Here is a 16249-nt window from a genome sequence, read left to right on the forward strand (position 1 = left end):
TAAAGCTTACCGTTATTAACTGATTTCCAAAATCTGGTATGCACTAAGTTAGTAGTATTGTAGTGTTAAATCGCTGAAATTTAGCTCAAATTAAATATTATGAAAAAAAATAGTCTAAAAAAAATTCCCCAAGTGTCATTTGTTTTGGCATTATCGTTCATCACCTTAATTGCATGTAGTAGTGATAGTGTTGATGATGATATTACAGAAGACATTGCTAGTAATGATGACGATGATTCTGAAGAAGTCGTAACAGAATTACATGCTGCATATGCTGCATTTAATTCAGATGCTGTAACTGTTTATTTAGATGGGTCTGAGGTTGTTATTGAAACTACTGGTTTACCTAATCACGAAACGGTTTATTGGGGCGAAGGTAATGAGCTTTATTTAGAAGAATCAGATGTTGCCACCACACCTAGTATTATGTCTAGCAATAATAATGCGACAACTATTCGTGTAGATGCAACCCCTAATTTAACAGGTAGTACTATCGAGACTGAATTGAATACCATTGGTATAGCCGTTAGTGGATCTTCTATTTTTAACGATCAAGAAGGTGGCGGTACTTTAGACCAAGCTGCAGGAAGTTTAGACTGGACAGGTGCTCATATTGGTCCTGGAGTATATCATTATCATTTAGAGCCTAAAGCATTTACTGATGATGATGAAAATTTAGTAGGTGTTTTATTAGATGGTGTTTTTCTTTATGGTCGTAAGTGTAATTCTACAGGTGATTATCCTTCAGATCTAGATGCTTCTGGCGGACACACTTCTACTACTCAGTATACTGATGGTGAAGAAGAATATCATTACCATATTATAAATGAAATTTATTCAACAACAGGATCATACCTTGCATTTGCAGGTCCTTACCAAGGATATTAAGAATGAGAATAGTTCAATTCCATATTATTTGTTTTATACTAATTTTTCAAGTCGGTTGTAAAAATACAACTGAGCCTAAAGCTTTGGTTAATGAACCAATAGTGATTAAGCAAGAAACTAAATTTAAAGAAGAATTAAAGCTAAATCAATTGGAAGGAACTTGGTATTACAAAAACTCACCTTATGATGGTTATTCAATAGCCTTACATGAAAATGGCAATTTGGCTGAAAAGGTGGGTTTTGTAAAAGGTAAAAGAGAAGGCGTTGTACAAAGATGGTCAGATACCGGTGTATTACGAGTTGAATTTCATTATATAAATAATCGTCTAGAAGGTTCGTATAAAAGTTGGTGGGAGAATGGGCAATTAGCTCAAGAAGCTAACTATGTTAATGGAAACATGAACGGAGTAGAAAAGAAATGGTACGCAGATGGTCAATTGGCAAAAGAACGTCAATTGGTTAACGGTAGAGAAGAGGGATTACAAAAAGCGTGGTTAAAAAACGGAACCTTGTATGTAAATTACGAAGCCAAAAACGGACGTATTTTTGGGTTACGAAGAGCCAATTCTTGCTATCAATTAGAAGATGAAGTTGTAATTAGATCAGAAAACGAATTATTATGAACAAGACAGTACTTTCTATAGTTGTTATACTTCTTTTTGCTGCTTGTAAACAAACAGTAAAAAAAGAGGACATACAGGTTAAAGAGACCAGTAGGGTAGAGCACTTGCCTTATTATAATGATGAATCATTTACACCACATTGGATAACTCCGAATACTGAAGAAGAAAAACAATTTCACAAAATTCCTGATTTTAAATTGGTTGATCAGTTAGGAGATACATTGACTCAAAAATCATTTGAGAATCAAATTTACATTACGGACTTCTTTTTTACGAGTTGCCCAGGTATTTGTTTGAAGATGACCAATAATATGACGAAGGTGCAAGAAGCTTTTTTAGATAATTCTGAAGTAGCTATTCTTTCACATTCCGTTACCCCTTCAATAGATTCAGTTTCTGTCCTTAAAACATATGCTGAAAAGAATGGAGTTATAGATGCTAAATGGCACTTGGTTACTGGTGACAAAACTGAAATTTATAACTTAGGTAGAAACGAATATTTTGTAGAAAATGATTTAGGTATTCCTAAGGATATTAATGACTTTCTACATACCGAAAACTTCTTGCTCATAGATAAAAACAAGCACATACGTGGTATCTATAACGGATTAAATAGAGCATCTGTTGCGCAATTGATTACCGATGTAAATGCATTATTAGAAGAGAGTTGATAGATTGATTAAGTAGTAAATACAAAAAAGCCCGTAAATTAATTTTACGGGCTTTTTCATTTAATATTCTGAATTCTATTTCAAAGCTGCCAATAACTTCTCTGCAACCAATTCAGATGATGCAGGGTTTTGACCTGTAATTAAATTACCATCTTGAATTGCGTATGCTGCCCAATCTTCTTTTTTAGAATAGATTCCGCCATTTTCTTGTAGCATGTCTTCAACTAAGAAAGGAACAACATCTGTTAATTGCACTGCCGCTTCTTCTGTATTGGTAAAGCCAGTTACTTTCTTACCTTTAACTAATGGATGACCATCTGTTCCTTTAACACCTTTTAATGCTGCAGGCGCATGACATACAAATGCAACTGGTTTTGCTTGCTCATTGAATGTTTCAATCAATTTAATTGAGGTAGCATCATTCGCTAAATCCCATAACGGTCCGTGACCACCTGGGTAGAATACCGCATCAAAATCAGATGCATTTACCTCTACTAATTTCTTGGTATTGTTTATAACGCTTTGCGCATCTTTATCATCCTTATAACGCTTTGTATCTTTTGTCTGAGCGTCTTCAGAATCACTACTTGGATCAATTGGTGCTTGACCACCTTTTGGTGTAGATACTGTAATCTCAGCACCTTTGTCTAAAAGTGCGTAATACGGAGCTGCAAACTCTTCTATCCAAAATCCTGTTTTCTTTCCTGTGTCTCCCAATTGATCATGAGAGGTTAATACGAATAATATTTTCATCTTATTTTTTTTAAATTATTGATTTATAGAGAGTCTTTTTTCTAGACCTTTACTATCATTTTTCCTTTGTTCTTACCATCCATCATATCTAAGAATGCTTGTGGCGTATGCTCAAAGCCGTCAACGACGGTTTCCTTATATGTTAATTTACCTTCTCCCAACCAAGTAGATAATTGCTTCATAGCTACTGGGAATTTGTCTGCGTAATTAGAAACTATAAAGCCTTGCATTAATGCACTATTCTTCACCAAAAATGGTTGCACAGCTACTGCCATCGGAATTTCTGTTTTGTTATAAACTGAAATAGCACCACAGATAACAATTCTTGCAAATTGATTGATATTGAAGAGAACAGCATCAGATATTGGTCCGCCAACATTATCAAAATAAATATCTACGCCTTTAGGGGCTGCTTCTTTTATGGCAGCTTGCATATCTTTAGTGGTTTTGTAGTTGATGCCATGGTCAAAACCAAATTCTGATTTTAGCATCTCAACTTTTTCATCCGTACCTGCAATACCAATAACATTTAAGCCAAGAATTTTACCGATCTGACCAACAACACTACCAACGGCACCCGCAGCACCAGATACTACTAAAGTCTCACCTTTTTTAGGCTTCCCAATTTCGTGAAGACCTAAAAAAGCTGTTAATCCCGTCATACCAACGATACCTAAATATGCACTAAGTGGAGCCTTACTTTTATCTATTTTCTGCAAACCTTCACCTGTTGAAACCTGCTTTTCTTTCCATTGTAATAATCCTGATACAAAATCACCTTTCTTAAATTTGTCGTTGTTAGATTCGATAACTTCAGCAACCATACCAGAGCTTATGGGCTCATCTAAATTAAATGGTGGTACATACGACTTAGCATCACCCATACGACCTCTTAAATATGGGTCAACAGAAATATATTTGGCTTCTAACAATAGTTGACCATCAGTAATACTACGATTTACATCAGTTTCAACAAATTCAAAGTCAGAAAGAGTAGGAGTACCTACTGGACGTTTTTTTTAATTAATGGACTTATTCATAAGTTACTATTTAGATTCTATACTAAATTATTGTCTATAGAAATATGTGATAATAAGTACTATTTCTAGTTAGCTTCTATATAACTTATAGCAAATTTATAATCTATATTTCTTAGACAGTTCAAAGATATTACAAAAAAGAATGAACATTCATTTTTTAACAAAGGTTTATAAAAAGACAACTATATTATATAAAAAGGGCAGTCAAATGACTGCCCTTTTTTAAGTGTTTTTATTTATCATCCATAATAAAGATGGACTTTACATTTACGAACTCTTTCATCCCGAAACCGCCATGTTCACGTCCATAACCGGAGTCTTTTACTCCGCCAAATGGCATTGAAGGTTCAGCTAATCCGAAAGAATTAATAAAAACCATTCCCGTATCAAAATGTTTCTCGGCTAGTCTGGTAGCTTGAATGCTATTAATCTACCTATTTCGCTAGATGCACTAGTTATAATAATTACTTTATCTTCTAATTTATTTGTGCGTTTTTTTGATTTAAGACTAATTTTCACGTAATGAATTAGGTCTTTTGACTAAATTAAAATAACAATTGACGGAAAAGGAAACGAATTATAATTTACCGTTTATGAGTTAAAAACCGAGGATTGGATAATCCTTCCAATATATAGGTTAGAAATCAAGTATATGCCCTAGCAACAAAACTGAATAGCGTATTAATGACGAAGTTTAATAAAAAAACTTGCTTAAGCACTTACGTTCGATGTACAAATTGCTCTTTTTAATAACATGTATTCTCCTTTATTTTTAAAATCGCGAATAGACGATCCTGTATACCGCTTAAAAGTTTTAGAAAGATGACTAACATCTGTAAAGCCCAATTCATCGGCAATTTCGTTTAGTCTAAAATCAGAGTTCAACAATCGTATTTCTACTAATTTAAGCTTCCCTTTTATAATATATTCACGCAACGACATATTTACTTGTTTCTTAAAAAACTCGCTTACATATGTTGGTGACATCTGAAAAACATTTGCTAAATTCTCGACTTTCAATAATTCTGTTTTACTAATATTCTCATTGATATAAGTAAGCATTTTAGTAATTCTGTCATCAGAATTATTTTTTGGTATTTCAAAGTAGCTACCTTTTTTAATATTGCGAATTAAAATCTCTAAGATGCTGGTCATTAAACTGGTAACTAGATTTACAGACCTTTCACCGTAATTTCTAGATTCTTGAAGAATCATGCCGATAAGGCTTTGTAAATAATTACGGTCTATTTCATTTTTAATAACATCACCAGGTAATTGGTTATAATTAGATAAAATATACGAAGCTTCTTTAAACCACTCGTTTCTATCAATACTTATTCTATTAGCACTTTTAAAAAACGAATCGGTAAACTTTAGAAATATAAATTTGGTAGGTTTTTCTATAGTAAACGAATGACATTTTAAGGGTGGTAACAAAAACATACTATTTTTGCTATAAGCATAATCGTTATAGTTTATGCATTGTGTGCCTTCGCCATCGTTTATCAATACAAACTCGAAAAAATTGTTCTTAACTGGTCGTTGTTTCCAATCGGTTAATTCAATTTCTTGTATTTCAAAAGGTTTATACACTTCTAATACTTGCATATGAATGACATTTTAGAGAAAATAAGGCAAATTTATGCCAAAAATTGGAATTTGAGTTTTATTGAAACCTAGTTAACCTTTATTTATACCATTAATTCCAACTTTTCTACCGTAAAAAACTCTTGAAAGCTAGTAACTTTGTTTTAGAAAAATATCAAATAATTAGTGTATCGTAAATGGATATATTTAATCAAACAGATTTATTTTCTACAGAAGAAGTCCGTAAAATAGAATTTGATTTACCAGGTGCTGATGTTACTTTGTTTGAGAATTTCTTTAGCATTGAAGAAAGCAATAAGTTGTATAAAAGTTTACTTCAAAATACACCTTGGCAGCAAGATCAAATTACCATACACGGCAAACTTGTGGACTACCCAAGGTTGACGGCTTGGTATGGTGATATTAGCAAAGACATTCAATACACAAATACCAAAAGTAAAATTCATGTTTGGAATGATGATTTACTTATTATAAAGCAACAAATAGAGCAGGAAGTAGATATAAATTTACACGCTGTTTGCTGAATTATTACCGTGACGGAAAAGATAGTGTAGATTGGCATCAAGATTATAAGGGAGCTCAACGACATCATACCGTAATTGCTTCGGTTACATTTGGGGCAACTCGACCTTTTCAGCTTAAACATGTTTCACGAACAGATTTAAAACGTGTAGATATACCTTTAGCAAATGGCAGTCTATTATTGATGCAAGGAGCTACACAAGAAAACTGGAAACATAAAATACCAAAAACAAAAAAACCAATAGCCCCAAGAATTAACCTAACCTTTAGGTGGATAGGTTAATTTATTCGGCATCAATCTTTACATTTGACTTTCAAACGTTATAACCAATTTGAAACATCTTATGAAAAAATCTTATCTAACCTTAGTCGTTCATATTTTAGTAAAAGAAGAATTTAGAGAAGAAATAAAAGCTGAATTGTTAAAACTTGTCGGTCCCACTAGAGGGGAAGAAGGTTGTATTGCTTACGACTTACATCAAGACAACGATAACCCGAATTTGTTCTTGTTTCACGAAAAATGGGTAAATCAAGATTATTTGGCCAAGCACTCGCAAAGTGACCATATTGCAGCATACAGGTTGGTTTCTAAAGATAAATTAGAAAATGTTAGCGCATACAAGATGACAGAACTTACTAACTAGGTTTGTATCAGTAGAGGTTTAATTCTAAAATAAGGTATACTAAACAGTTATTTCTATCAATATTTGGTTCATTTTGGCAATTTTTTAAGATTTACCCTCTTAAAAACCTTTCTTTTTACCTTAATCTCCTTTTTTTGTACTCTTACTTTAGTGTTTTGTGTATATATCTTTGTTTTAAAATAAGAATCAACGGTATTAAAAATATAAAAAGATGAATTTACAAGAAACATTAGAATGGAGATATACAACTAAGGAATATGACACAAGCAAGAAAATATCTGATAATGATATGGCTGAAGTCAAAAACTTATTGAGAATGAGTCCGTCAAGCGTAAACCTTCAGCCTTGGCATTTTATAGTTGCCGAAACTACAGAAGGTAAAGCACGTATAGCAAAAGGAACTCAAGGTTTTTTTAGTTTTAACGAACTAAAAGTGACCAGCGCTTCTGCTGTTGTTTTGTTTTGTTCAAAAATTGATGCAGACGAAGATTACTACAAGCACATTGCTAATACCGAAGACAAAGACGGAAGATTTCCAAATGAAGATATCAAAAACGGCTTCTTAGGTGCAGTTAAAGCATTTGCAGGTATTCATAAATACGATTTAAAAGATCTTCAACATTGGATGGAAAAACAAGTATATCTTAATATAGGAAGTTTTCTACTAGGTGTTGCTAGTCTAGGTATAGATGCTACCCCAATGGAAGGTATTGATATGAAAGTATTAGATGAAGAATTCGGATTAAGAGAAAAAGGGTTTACTTCATTAGTAGCCGTTTCTTTAGGTTATAGAGCTGAATCTGATTTCAATTCTACAGAAAAAACACCTAAATCTAGACTACCAGAAAACGAGCTTTTTACTGTAATATAACTTTCATCTAATATGAAAGTTATAGGATATAAAGAAAATTTCCAACTGAAGATGTTAACTCACTTCAAGATACAACTCCGATTACTTTTATAGTAATGGAATAAAAAAATTCTTGTTTGGTAATATAAAAGTATTGAAACGTTCAGAACTTAAACACGAACAGTGATTTAAGAGTAATTTTACCGCTGTTAATATGGGCAACTATAGATTAATCAAATGAGTAAAGTAGCTAGAACGTTATTGGTATTTACAGTATTATTGGTGATTTCTTGTGGCAATAAAAAAAACACTAATAAGATTGAAACCAGTCTCAAATTATGTTTTGTTGATGAATATATTTTACCTGATGAAACAACATTTGCAAACACAAGAGTAGGAGGGTTATCAGGCATAGATTATGCAAATGGCGACTGGTATGCTATAAGTGATGATAGTGATTCTCCAAGGTTTTATAAGGCAATCGTTTCATATGATTTAAAAGGATTTAATACTATTCAGGTTACAGCAGTAACTCATTTTAAAGACGAAAATGGAAATAATTTATCTAAGGGAATTGTTGATCCCGAATCTATAAGATGTGATAATGGTGCTTTGATTTGGACAAGTGAAGGGAATATTAAAGAAGGTCTGATACCTTTCGTACACATTTCAGATTCAGTCGGAAATTTTGTAAAAGAAATAGATTTAGCAAATCGCTACTTACCTAATGACAATCCAGATTTAGGACCTCGCCATAACGGTGTTTTTGAAGGAATAGCTTTAAGTCATAATAAAAAAGGGTATTGGGTTGCGATGGAATTACCATTGAAAGAAGACGGAGTTGAACCAACTTTAGAAGAAACAGATTCACCTGTAAGAATAGTATATATTAATAAAAAAACGGGGCATTCAGAAAAGGAAATAGTGTATGAATTGGATAAAGTTACCCGTCCTGCAGCTGATGGATCCACTTTTGTACTTAATGGGATTGTTGAGATTCTAGAATACGATACAAATAGATTTTTTGTTTTAGAACGCTCTTATTCTATGGGATACGCTGACGGAGGTAATACCGTTAAAATTTACGATGTAAATGCAAGCAAAGCAACCGATGTAAGTAGTATTAATAGTTTAAAAGGTGAGAGCTATACCAAAGTAACAAAGAAGCTTTTATTCAATTTTGAGGATATTAGAAAAGACTTGACGAACGGTATTGTAGATAATATTGAAGGAATCACATTTGGACCTGACTTTGCAAACGGTAATCGCTCTTTAATAGTGGTAGCCGATAATAATTTTAGCCTTTATGGTCCACAACTTAATCAGTTTATACTTTTTGAAGTAGAGAAATAAATATAGAGAATCAATTTTGAACCACAACTTATACTACTATAGTCTGGGGTTTATTATGAGCATATATTATTTAATTTGGTAATATTCAGATAAGAAAAAACATATATTTTTTTAAGACAATAAACTACCTAATGAATTACGTTAATAAGATGAACGTAGTTTACATATAATTCTTTTACTGTATTTTAAGAGCTTATATTCGTGACATACAAAGCAAATTATTGACTTGAACCATCTTATAAAAGACATTGTTCTTAATTATTCTTATATAGCGCTATATGGTCTTACATTCGGTTATTTTATAACCTTATACTTTGGAGTAGGCACTCTATTTTTATATAGTTGCAAGCTATTAGAGCGTAAGAAAATGCTAAATAAGGTTATAGCTATCGAAGTTTCTAAAAAGCAGATAGCCTTTGAAATAAAACACTCCATAAAATCAATACTAATTTTTGGATTTTCAATTATCCCTATCATTTTTTTAATTCGAAAAGGGGTCATTGAACTATTGTCCAATACATGGTCAAATGTATTGATAGGATTGGTAATTCTTACCATTTGTAACGAGGTCCACTTTTATATCGTACACCGATTGATGCATCAAAAATTTATGATGAGACATGTGCATAAAATACATCACAAGTCTACCGTGCCTAATGTATATTCTGTATTTAGTTTTCACTGGGTAGAAGCTCTTCTTCTTAGTACTGTTCCGTTAATAATTGCTCCATCTGTACCATTTTCTATTGTAGCTATATTTTTGTATCCATTGGTAAGTATTCTATTAAATTTTGCAGGACATTGTAACTATAGATTTGGGGATGGAAAAGGTCGAAACTGGAAACTTTTTGGCACCCACCACAATGAACACCATAGCAAAGGACGTAGAAATTACGGATTTGCATTACATCTTTTAGACAAATTATTTTCAAGACATAACCGTTAATATATGAGTGACGTATTTATAACAAGTACAGGTTCTTTTTTACCCAATAAAGCCATTTCTAATGATGAAATGGAAGATTACCTAGGTCGTATACATGGTAAAGATAGCCGTGCAAAAAATCGGGTTTTAAATCAAAATGGTATTAAAACAAGATACTATGCAATCGATAAAGATCAAAGAAGCACCCACTCTAACGCGCAATTAGCAGTTGGTGCCGTTAATAATGCCATTCAAAAAAGTAGCTTAAGAACTACCGATGTTGAGTTGTTATGTACGGGAACAACACAAGCAGATTTACCAATACCTGGTTTTGCCAGTATGGTACATGCTGGACTAGATTTTAACAGATGTGAAGTTGCTAATTTTCAAAGTGTGTGTGCTAGTGGTATTATGGCATTGAAAAATGCATATGCACAAATTAAATGCGATGAAAAAGAAAATGCGGTTTGTGTGGGTAGTGAATTGGCAAGCCGACTATTTAAAGCTTCGCGGTTTGAAGCCCAAGGAGTAAAAGACCTACCATTTAATGCCGAATTTTTAAGGTGGATGCTTTCTGATGGCGCAGGGGCTTTTGTTCTTCAAAACAAGAAAAATGAAAATGGTATTTCCTTAAAAATAGATTGGATCGACCTAAAGTCTCATGCCAATGAATTTCCTGTTTGTATGTATACAGGTAAAACTGACAACAAAAATGAAGAGGAAAGAACATGGTTAGATTACCCCAGTTATGAGGAAGCCTCTAAAGCCGGTGCAATCAATTTACAGCAAGACACTAGATTATTAGATAAGGTAATAAAAACTGGCGTTGCTCACTACTTTGATCTCATCGACCAAGGTAAAATCAATACGAGTGAAATCGATTGGTTATGTTGCCATTATTCTTCAGAAATGTTCAAAGACCCTATCAAAGAATTGATGTTAAAAGGTGGTGGCGAAATAGCCGATAATAAATGGTTCAGCAACCTTACTTCGAAAGGGAACACGGGCTCGGCTTCTATTTTTATTATGCTCGACGAACTAATGCATTCAGGATCATTAAAACCAGGAAACAAAATACTTTGCATGGTACCCGAAAGTGGTAGATTTATCACCTCATTTATGCAACTAACCGTAGTTGGTAACAGCGATACAACAACAAAACGATATCCCTTAAGAAAAATAGAATCTCCCGAATTAGTTATTAATAATACCGAAACTTCAGAATGGCTAATTAGGAATTTAACTCAAGTATGGATTGATTTTGAAAGCGCATTGCTTAAAGTGCCCGTTCTAGCAAAAATACAAGATGGTACACTCAGTTTGTCTGATTATAAACTTCTACTTACTGATTTACGACAGCAAGTAATTGATGGTTCTCAATGGATTTCTAGGGCTGCCTCAAATATTGATATTGAACTTTTTGAGCTACGTTCTGCTTTTATCAAACATACTGCTGCCGAGCATAAAGATTACCAAATGTTAGAACGAAATTATGTGGCATTAGGAGAAGATTTGGAGGTAATTCAAAATGGAGAAAAAAATATTGGCACGGTTTCTCTAACATCATTTATGTTTCAACAGGCTAGCAAACCAAACCCTATTGATTTACTGGGATCTATGTTTATTATTGAAGGTATAGGCAAGCGTTTGGCAGGTTATTGGGGTAAGATGATAAAAGATCAATTAAATTTGAAGGACGAACAGGTTTCCTTTTTCACCTATCATGGTGTAGCAGATGAAAACCATTTTCATAATTTAGAAGAAGCATTGAATCATCCAGAAATGAATATGATCGTAGCTGAGAAAATAGTAAAGACTGCGAAGATTACAGCTAAATTATATACTATGCAGTTAAATGAATTAGGTAATTATTAAGATATGATAGACGAAAACATGGATTTTTCAAAACATGACGAAAGGGACCCTAACCCTTGGTTGGCATTGTTTTTAGATGAAAGCATTCCTATTAATCAATCCACAAAGTTGGCACTTATGAGGGACAATGCTTCTAAATCGGCAAAATACGTGCTACCTATTGTACATATTGGGTCTAAGATTTCGATGTTCTTTATTCATATTTTCAAGTTCTTCTTACCAAACCTTATAAATTCATCTAAAATATTGCATCGTATTTTAGCTTGGGGTCTAAAAACCTTTATAAGTCCAGATGCCAATTTGCTTATTTTTAGACATTTTCATATCGGAACCGAAATATTACAATTTATTGCAGGAAATATTCCCGAAGCAGAGATAGTAGGAAACCCGTTAAAACCTAAAGATTTTGAAGATGTAAAAGACGACCTGTTTTTAAAGCATGATTTAAATTTGTACAATTTTGTAATTCATTTGAACAATCAATTGAAACAAAAAGGAATCAAAATTGAACCGCCAAAAAAAATTAATTTGGATATGATTTCTGAAGATCAATTTGACCATATTCAGTTTCCGAATAAATGGACGAACTTTCTTGATCTTAGGTCTGCTATTGAATTGTTTACCCCGTATTATCAATTGTTTCTAACATCTAACGACTTTATTAGAGCATCAAATTCATTACAATTAGATGAGACCATAGCCATTTACACCTCTCAAATTATAAACACTCCTGGGCATTTAGGTTTGGTGAACAATAAACACCCTATGGTGCCTGCTACAACCTATAGTGTTGCTTACAGATTGGTATTACACGGTCTAGCGGCTGAAACCCTACATGAAGTCTTGGTTAAAATGAAATTAAATAAAGATCGCGATGGTATTATAACTCCTTTAAAATAGACATAAAACTAAAGGTTTTGGTATTACCAGAAACTAAGACTACTTTTTATTAAGCCTCTTTTTCAAACAAAAACTCACCTTTTGTTTCGGCAGTGTGTAATCACAACTGTTTCAGTAAACGACAGCAATTTTATTCGGTTTATTTGAACAGATAAAACTATAGATTCTAATACTATTTAAATTACTATTTAAAATACACCAAAAAAAATACCCGTTAAAAGCATCGGATTTTCAATAGGTCATTAAAATGCATATCATTAATTGAATAGCTGAGATTAATTTTTATTAGTCTCAGCATTTTTTTATATTCAAATTATTCCCAAAAGATTCAAAATAACTTTGTTTTTTTAACAAGAAATGAAGTTCTTGCAAGATTAAATTTCGCTTAAAATAATGGATGATTTAATTACGTTTTCTATTGCTGTTTTTACTGGCTTCTTTGCCATTACAAACCCAATATCTAACATGACCGTTTTTCTATCTTTAACCCAAGGGGCAGATGAAAAAACCAAAGCTGATATCAATAAAAGAGCAAATATTATTGCCTTTATCATTGTTTTAGTATTTGTCCTTTTAGGAAAATATATATTCGAATTATTTAATATTAGCATTCCTGCCTTTAAAATTACAGGTGGTATCTTAATATTCTATATCGGTTTTGACATGCTGCAATCAAAACAGTCTAGTGTTAAGAATATTAAACACGTTAATATTGATGAAAACATTGCTGTTTCACCATTGGCGATTCCTATTTTAGCTGGTCCTGGTACAATTGTTACAGCTATGAACTTTGTATCAAGCGCTCAACCTGTTCATATAACTATAGTAATTGCGATTTTTGCTTTCATGAGTTTACTAACTTATTTTACCTTTAGATTAAGTAACTTAATTGTGAAGCTTGTAGGCTACAATGTTATTTCGGTAATTGGTAAAATTATGGGTTTGATTATAGCTATTATTGGAACAGGTATGATTATAGAAGGAATAAAAATTTCTTTTGACCTGGTTACTAAGTAAGTACCATAAATATTTATTTTCCTTAATTTAACGGAACATGAAGAAAGTCCTAATTTTATTTGCTCATCCTAAGTACGAAAAATCTAGAGCAAATATGGTTTTAGTAAATCATGTTAAAAATAAAGAGGGCGTTACTTTTCATGATTTATATGAAGAGTATCCAGATTTTCATATAGATGTGCCTTTCGAGAAGAAATTGTTAAAAGAACATGATGTTATTATATGGCATCACCCAATGTATTGGTACAGCTGTCCTCCACTATTAAAACAATGGATAGATATGGTATTGGAATTCAATTGGGCATACGGACCAAATGGAAAATCATTATCCTCTAAAATTTGCTTAAATACTATTACCACTGGCGGCAGTAAAGAACTATACTGCACCCAAGGAACAAATAGCTATACGATAACAGAATTTTTAAGACCTTTTGAGCAAACTGCTAATTTGTGTTTAATGAACTATCACAAACCTTTTACCGTAATGGGATCTTATAAATTAACAGATGATGAACTAGAGGTTTATGGAGCGCAATACAGTTCATTTATAGACGAACTACAATCATAAATTAGTATTTTAAATACCTAAGTAATGTCTACATAGTAGCATTACAAATAAACCAACCACTATGACCGGCAGTATACTTTTTGATGCAATTGTTTTCCTGTTAGGCGCAATCATTTGTGTTTCTATTGCGAAAAAATTAGGACTTAGTTCTGTTATCGGCTACCTAATGGCAGGGGTAATTATTGGACCCTACGTATTAGGATTCATTGGTAAAGAAGGGGAAGATATTCTTCATTTTGCTGAATTCGGAGTTGTGGTAATGCTATTCTTAATCGGATTTGAAATTGAGCCGAAGAATTTCTGGAATATGCGTAAAACCATTGCTGGTATGGGTGGATTACAAGTTGGGGGTACCATGATATTAGCGTACATTTTTTTTATGCTATTAGAATTTGATTGGAAAGTTTCACTTGTCATTTCTATGGCAATAGCCCTATCATCTACCGCAATAGCCATGCAGACCATTAAAGAAAAGGGATTACTGGAAACCACCTTTGGAAATTCCGCTTTTTCAATACTATTGTTTCAAGATATCATTGTCATTTTTATGTTAGGTGCCATTCCGCTACTATCAAATACAGATGTCGCATCTACTACTGAAAATCATGAAGCAGGTAGCAATCTTTTAGATGGATTACCTATGGGTTACCAGACGCTTGCTATTATTTTATCAGTGGCATTAATAATAGGTGCAGGGCAGTACTTAATAGTTCCGATGTTAAGAAAAGTAGCACAAACCGGTGTTCGGGAACTATTGATAGCATCTGCTCTTTTAATTGTCTTCAGCATTTCGTTTTTAATGGAATATGTAGGACTCTCACCTGCCTTAGGAGCTTTCTTAGGTGGGGTAGTGCTATCTAACAGTGAATATAAACATGAACTAGAAAGCACCTTAGAACCCTTTAAAAATTTGCTACTAGGTCTCTTTTTTATTGCTGTTGGAGCTTCTATAAACTTTGTGGTGATTGCAAAAATGCCGTTGACCATTGGTGGAATTTTAATTGCTGTAATACTCATCAAAGCATTGGTTCTGTTCTTTACCGGAATGGTATTTAAAATGAAGCTTGACCAAAAACTATTATTGACCTTCGGTTTGGCACAAATTGGTGAATTTGCCTTCGTACTACTTTCGTTTGCATTTGAATTGAATATTCTAGAACAAGAACAGATGGATATTTTATTGGTGATTACTGCCTTGAGTATGTCTATTACTCCAATTATTAGTATTGTCAACGAACGATTAATTCTTCCAAAAATAGGTACTAAAGAATCTATAAAGAGACCAATGGACCACATTGCAAAATCGCAAAATGTTATTCTTGTAGGCTTCGGACATTTTGGTAGCACGGTTGGTCGTTTTTTAAGATCTCACGGTATTGAGCCTACAATTTTGGACCAAGATTCTAATCGAGTTGACTTTCTTCGTAAAATGGGGTTTGAGGTATATTATGGTGATGCTACACGTATAGATCTATTAGAATCTGCAGGTATTGCACAGGCTAAAATATTAATATGTGCTATTGACAACCCTAGTGTTACCAAAGAAATTACAAAAATGGTGAAAGAAAAATACCCCCATGTTGAACTCATGATTAGAGCGCAAAATAGATATGATGCCTACGAATTATTGAATATGGGTATGGAGAATATTTATCGAGAATCTTTAGATACGTCACTTTCATTAGCTAAAGATGTATTAAGCAAACTTGGTTTTAGAAAATATACATTGACTCAACAGGTGCAAAATTTCATTAAATATGATGAATCAAGTTTAAGAAGATTAGCCGCTGAACCAAAGGGGGAAGAAAACTATATTTTTAAAGCTCGTAAAGAATTAGAGGAACAACAACGATTGTTAGAAGAAGATTTTAAAAGAGGTATTGTAGAATACGATAATCATTGGGATAGCGAATCTATAAGACAAGTACTAGAAAACCAGCAAAATAATACTTCTTCATCAATGGACTAATATACAGTTCAACTCCTTAAAGGTCTATTTTAAACTTCTATAG

16 protein-coding genes and 2 pseudogenes are annotated in these 16249 nt (G+C 32.9%); 14 read left to right on the forward strand and 4 right to left on the reverse strand.

The annotated features are described in order from the left end of the window. The first annotated feature begins 99 nt into the window (after window positions 1–99). From Q0871_RS01325 to Q0871_RS01335, 3 genes are read left to right on the forward strand one after another with little or no spacing between them, the layout of a single operon-like run. The gene (locus Q0871_RS01325) at window positions 100–888 is read left to right on the forward strand and encodes a YHYH protein (RefSeq protein ID WP_299317160.1); all 789 of its coding nucleotides are present in this window, start codon (window positions 100–102) and stop codon (window positions 886–888) included. Between the two features lie 2 nt (window positions 889–890). Then, on the forward strand, window positions 891–1511 hold the full coding sequence (locus tag Q0871_RS01330) for a toxin-antitoxin system YwqK family antitoxin (protein ID WP_299317161.1): 621 nt from the start codon (window positions 891–893) through the stop codon (window positions 1509–1511). Then, entirely contained in the window at window positions 1508–2182 is a 675-nt protein-coding gene (locus Q0871_RS01335) for an SCO family protein (protein WP_299317162.1), read from the forward strand. Before Q0871_RS01330 ends, Q0871_RS01335 begins: the two co-directional genes overlap by 4 nt. A gap of 75 nt (window positions 2183–2257) precedes the next feature. Here the strand turns inward: Q0871_RS01335 and Q0871_RS01340 are convergent, their stop codons facing one another. The 4 genes and pseudogenes from Q0871_RS01340 to Q0871_RS01355 all read right to left on the reverse strand — a co-directional run bounded on the left by Q0871_RS01340 (window position 2258) and on the right by Q0871_RS01355 (window position 5583). Beyond that, window positions 2258–2935, reverse strand: a complete 678-nt coding sequence (locus tag Q0871_RS01340; protein ID WP_299317163.1) for a type 1 glutamine amidotransferase domain-containing protein — start codon at window positions 2933–2935, stop codon at window positions 2258–2260. A 41-nt stretch (window positions 2936–2976) separates the two neighbouring features. Then, window positions 2977–3975: pseudogene (locus tag Q0871_RS01345) on the reverse strand (NADP-dependent oxidoreductase). A gap of 232 nt (window positions 3976–4207) precedes the next feature. Then, window positions 4208–4381, reverse strand: a pseudogene (locus Q0871_RS01350) (aldehyde dehydrogenase family protein); the annotation flags it as partial. 305 nt (window positions 4382–4686) lie between these two features. Further along, window positions 4687–5583, reverse strand: a complete 897-nt coding sequence (locus tag Q0871_RS01355) for an AraC family transcriptional regulator (protein ID WP_299317164.1) — start codon at window positions 5581–5583, stop codon at window positions 4687–4689. 176 nt (window positions 5584–5759) lie between these two features. On the opposite strand from Q0871_RS01355, the gene Q0871_RS01360 reads away from it, so the two are divergent. The 11 genes from Q0871_RS01360 (at window position 5760) to Q0871_RS01410 (ending at window position 16206) form a co-directional block, all read left to right on the forward strand. Then, a complete protein-coding gene (locus Q0871_RS01360; protein WP_299317165.1) occupies window positions 5760–6107 on the forward strand; it encodes a hypothetical protein in 348 nt (115 codons plus the stop codon). Next, on the forward strand, window positions 6101–6388 hold the full coding sequence (locus tag Q0871_RS01365; protein WP_299317166.1) for an alpha-ketoglutarate-dependent dioxygenase AlkB: 288 nt from the start codon (window positions 6101–6103) through the stop codon (window positions 6386–6388). Before Q0871_RS01360 ends, Q0871_RS01365 begins: the two co-directional genes overlap by 7 nt. A gap of 61 nt (window positions 6389–6449) precedes the next feature. Then, the gene (locus tag Q0871_RS01370; protein WP_299317167.1) at window positions 6450–6749 is read left to right on the forward strand and encodes a putative quinol monooxygenase; all 300 of its coding nucleotides are present in this window, start codon (window positions 6450–6452) and stop codon (window positions 6747–6749) included. 211 nt (window positions 6750–6960) lie between these two features. Then, complete coding sequence (nfsB, locus tag Q0871_RS01375; protein ID WP_299317168.1) at window positions 6961–7620, forward strand: oxygen-insensitive NAD(P)H nitroreductase; 660 nt, start codon at window positions 6961–6963, stop codon at window positions 7618–7620. Window positions 7621–7836: 216 nt separating this feature from the next. Further along, window positions 7837–8952 (forward strand): esterase-like activity of phytase family protein, encoded by a 1116-nt coding sequence (locus Q0871_RS01380; RefSeq protein ID WP_299317169.1) that lies wholly within the window; start codon window positions 7837–7839, stop codon window positions 8950–8952. 226 nt (window positions 8953–9178) lie between these two features. After that, the gene (locus Q0871_RS01385) at window positions 9179–9898 is read left to right on the forward strand and encodes a sterol desaturase family protein (RefSeq protein WP_299317170.1); all 720 of its coding nucleotides are present in this window, start codon (window positions 9179–9181) and stop codon (window positions 9896–9898) included. Between the two features lie 3 nt (window positions 9899–9901). Next, the gene (locus tag Q0871_RS01390) at window positions 9902–11752 is read left to right on the forward strand and encodes a 3-oxoacyl-[acyl-carrier-protein] synthase III C-terminal domain-containing protein (protein ID WP_299317171.1); all 1851 of its coding nucleotides are present in this window, start codon (window positions 9902–9904) and stop codon (window positions 11750–11752) included. Between the two features lie 3 nt (window positions 11753–11755). After that, window positions 11756–12652 (forward strand): hypothetical protein, encoded by an 897-nt coding sequence (locus Q0871_RS01395; RefSeq protein WP_299317172.1) that lies wholly within the window; start codon window positions 11756–11758, stop codon window positions 12650–12652. A gap of 393 nt (window positions 12653–13045) precedes the next feature. Continuing rightward, a complete protein-coding gene (locus Q0871_RS01400; RefSeq protein ID WP_299317173.1) occupies window positions 13046–13669 on the forward strand; it encodes a MarC family protein in 624 nt (207 codons plus the stop codon). 37 nt (window positions 13670–13706) lie between these two features. Further along, window positions 13707–14237: an NAD(P)H-dependent oxidoreductase gene (locus Q0871_RS01405; protein WP_299317174.1), complete on the forward strand. Its 531-nt coding sequence runs from the start codon at window positions 13707–13709 to the stop codon at window positions 14235–14237. 61 nt (window positions 14238–14298) lie between these two features. Then, the gene (locus Q0871_RS01410; protein WP_299317175.1) at window positions 14299–16206 is read left to right on the forward strand and encodes a monovalent cation:proton antiporter-2 (CPA2) family protein; all 1908 of its coding nucleotides are present in this window, start codon (window positions 14299–14301) and stop codon (window positions 16204–16206) included. Window positions 16207–16249 lie beyond the last annotated feature (43 nt).

The organism is uncultured Maribacter sp. (assembly GCF_947500985.1).
GTDB lineage: Bacteria > Bacteroidota > Bacteroidia > Flavobacteriales > Flavobacteriaceae > Maribacter.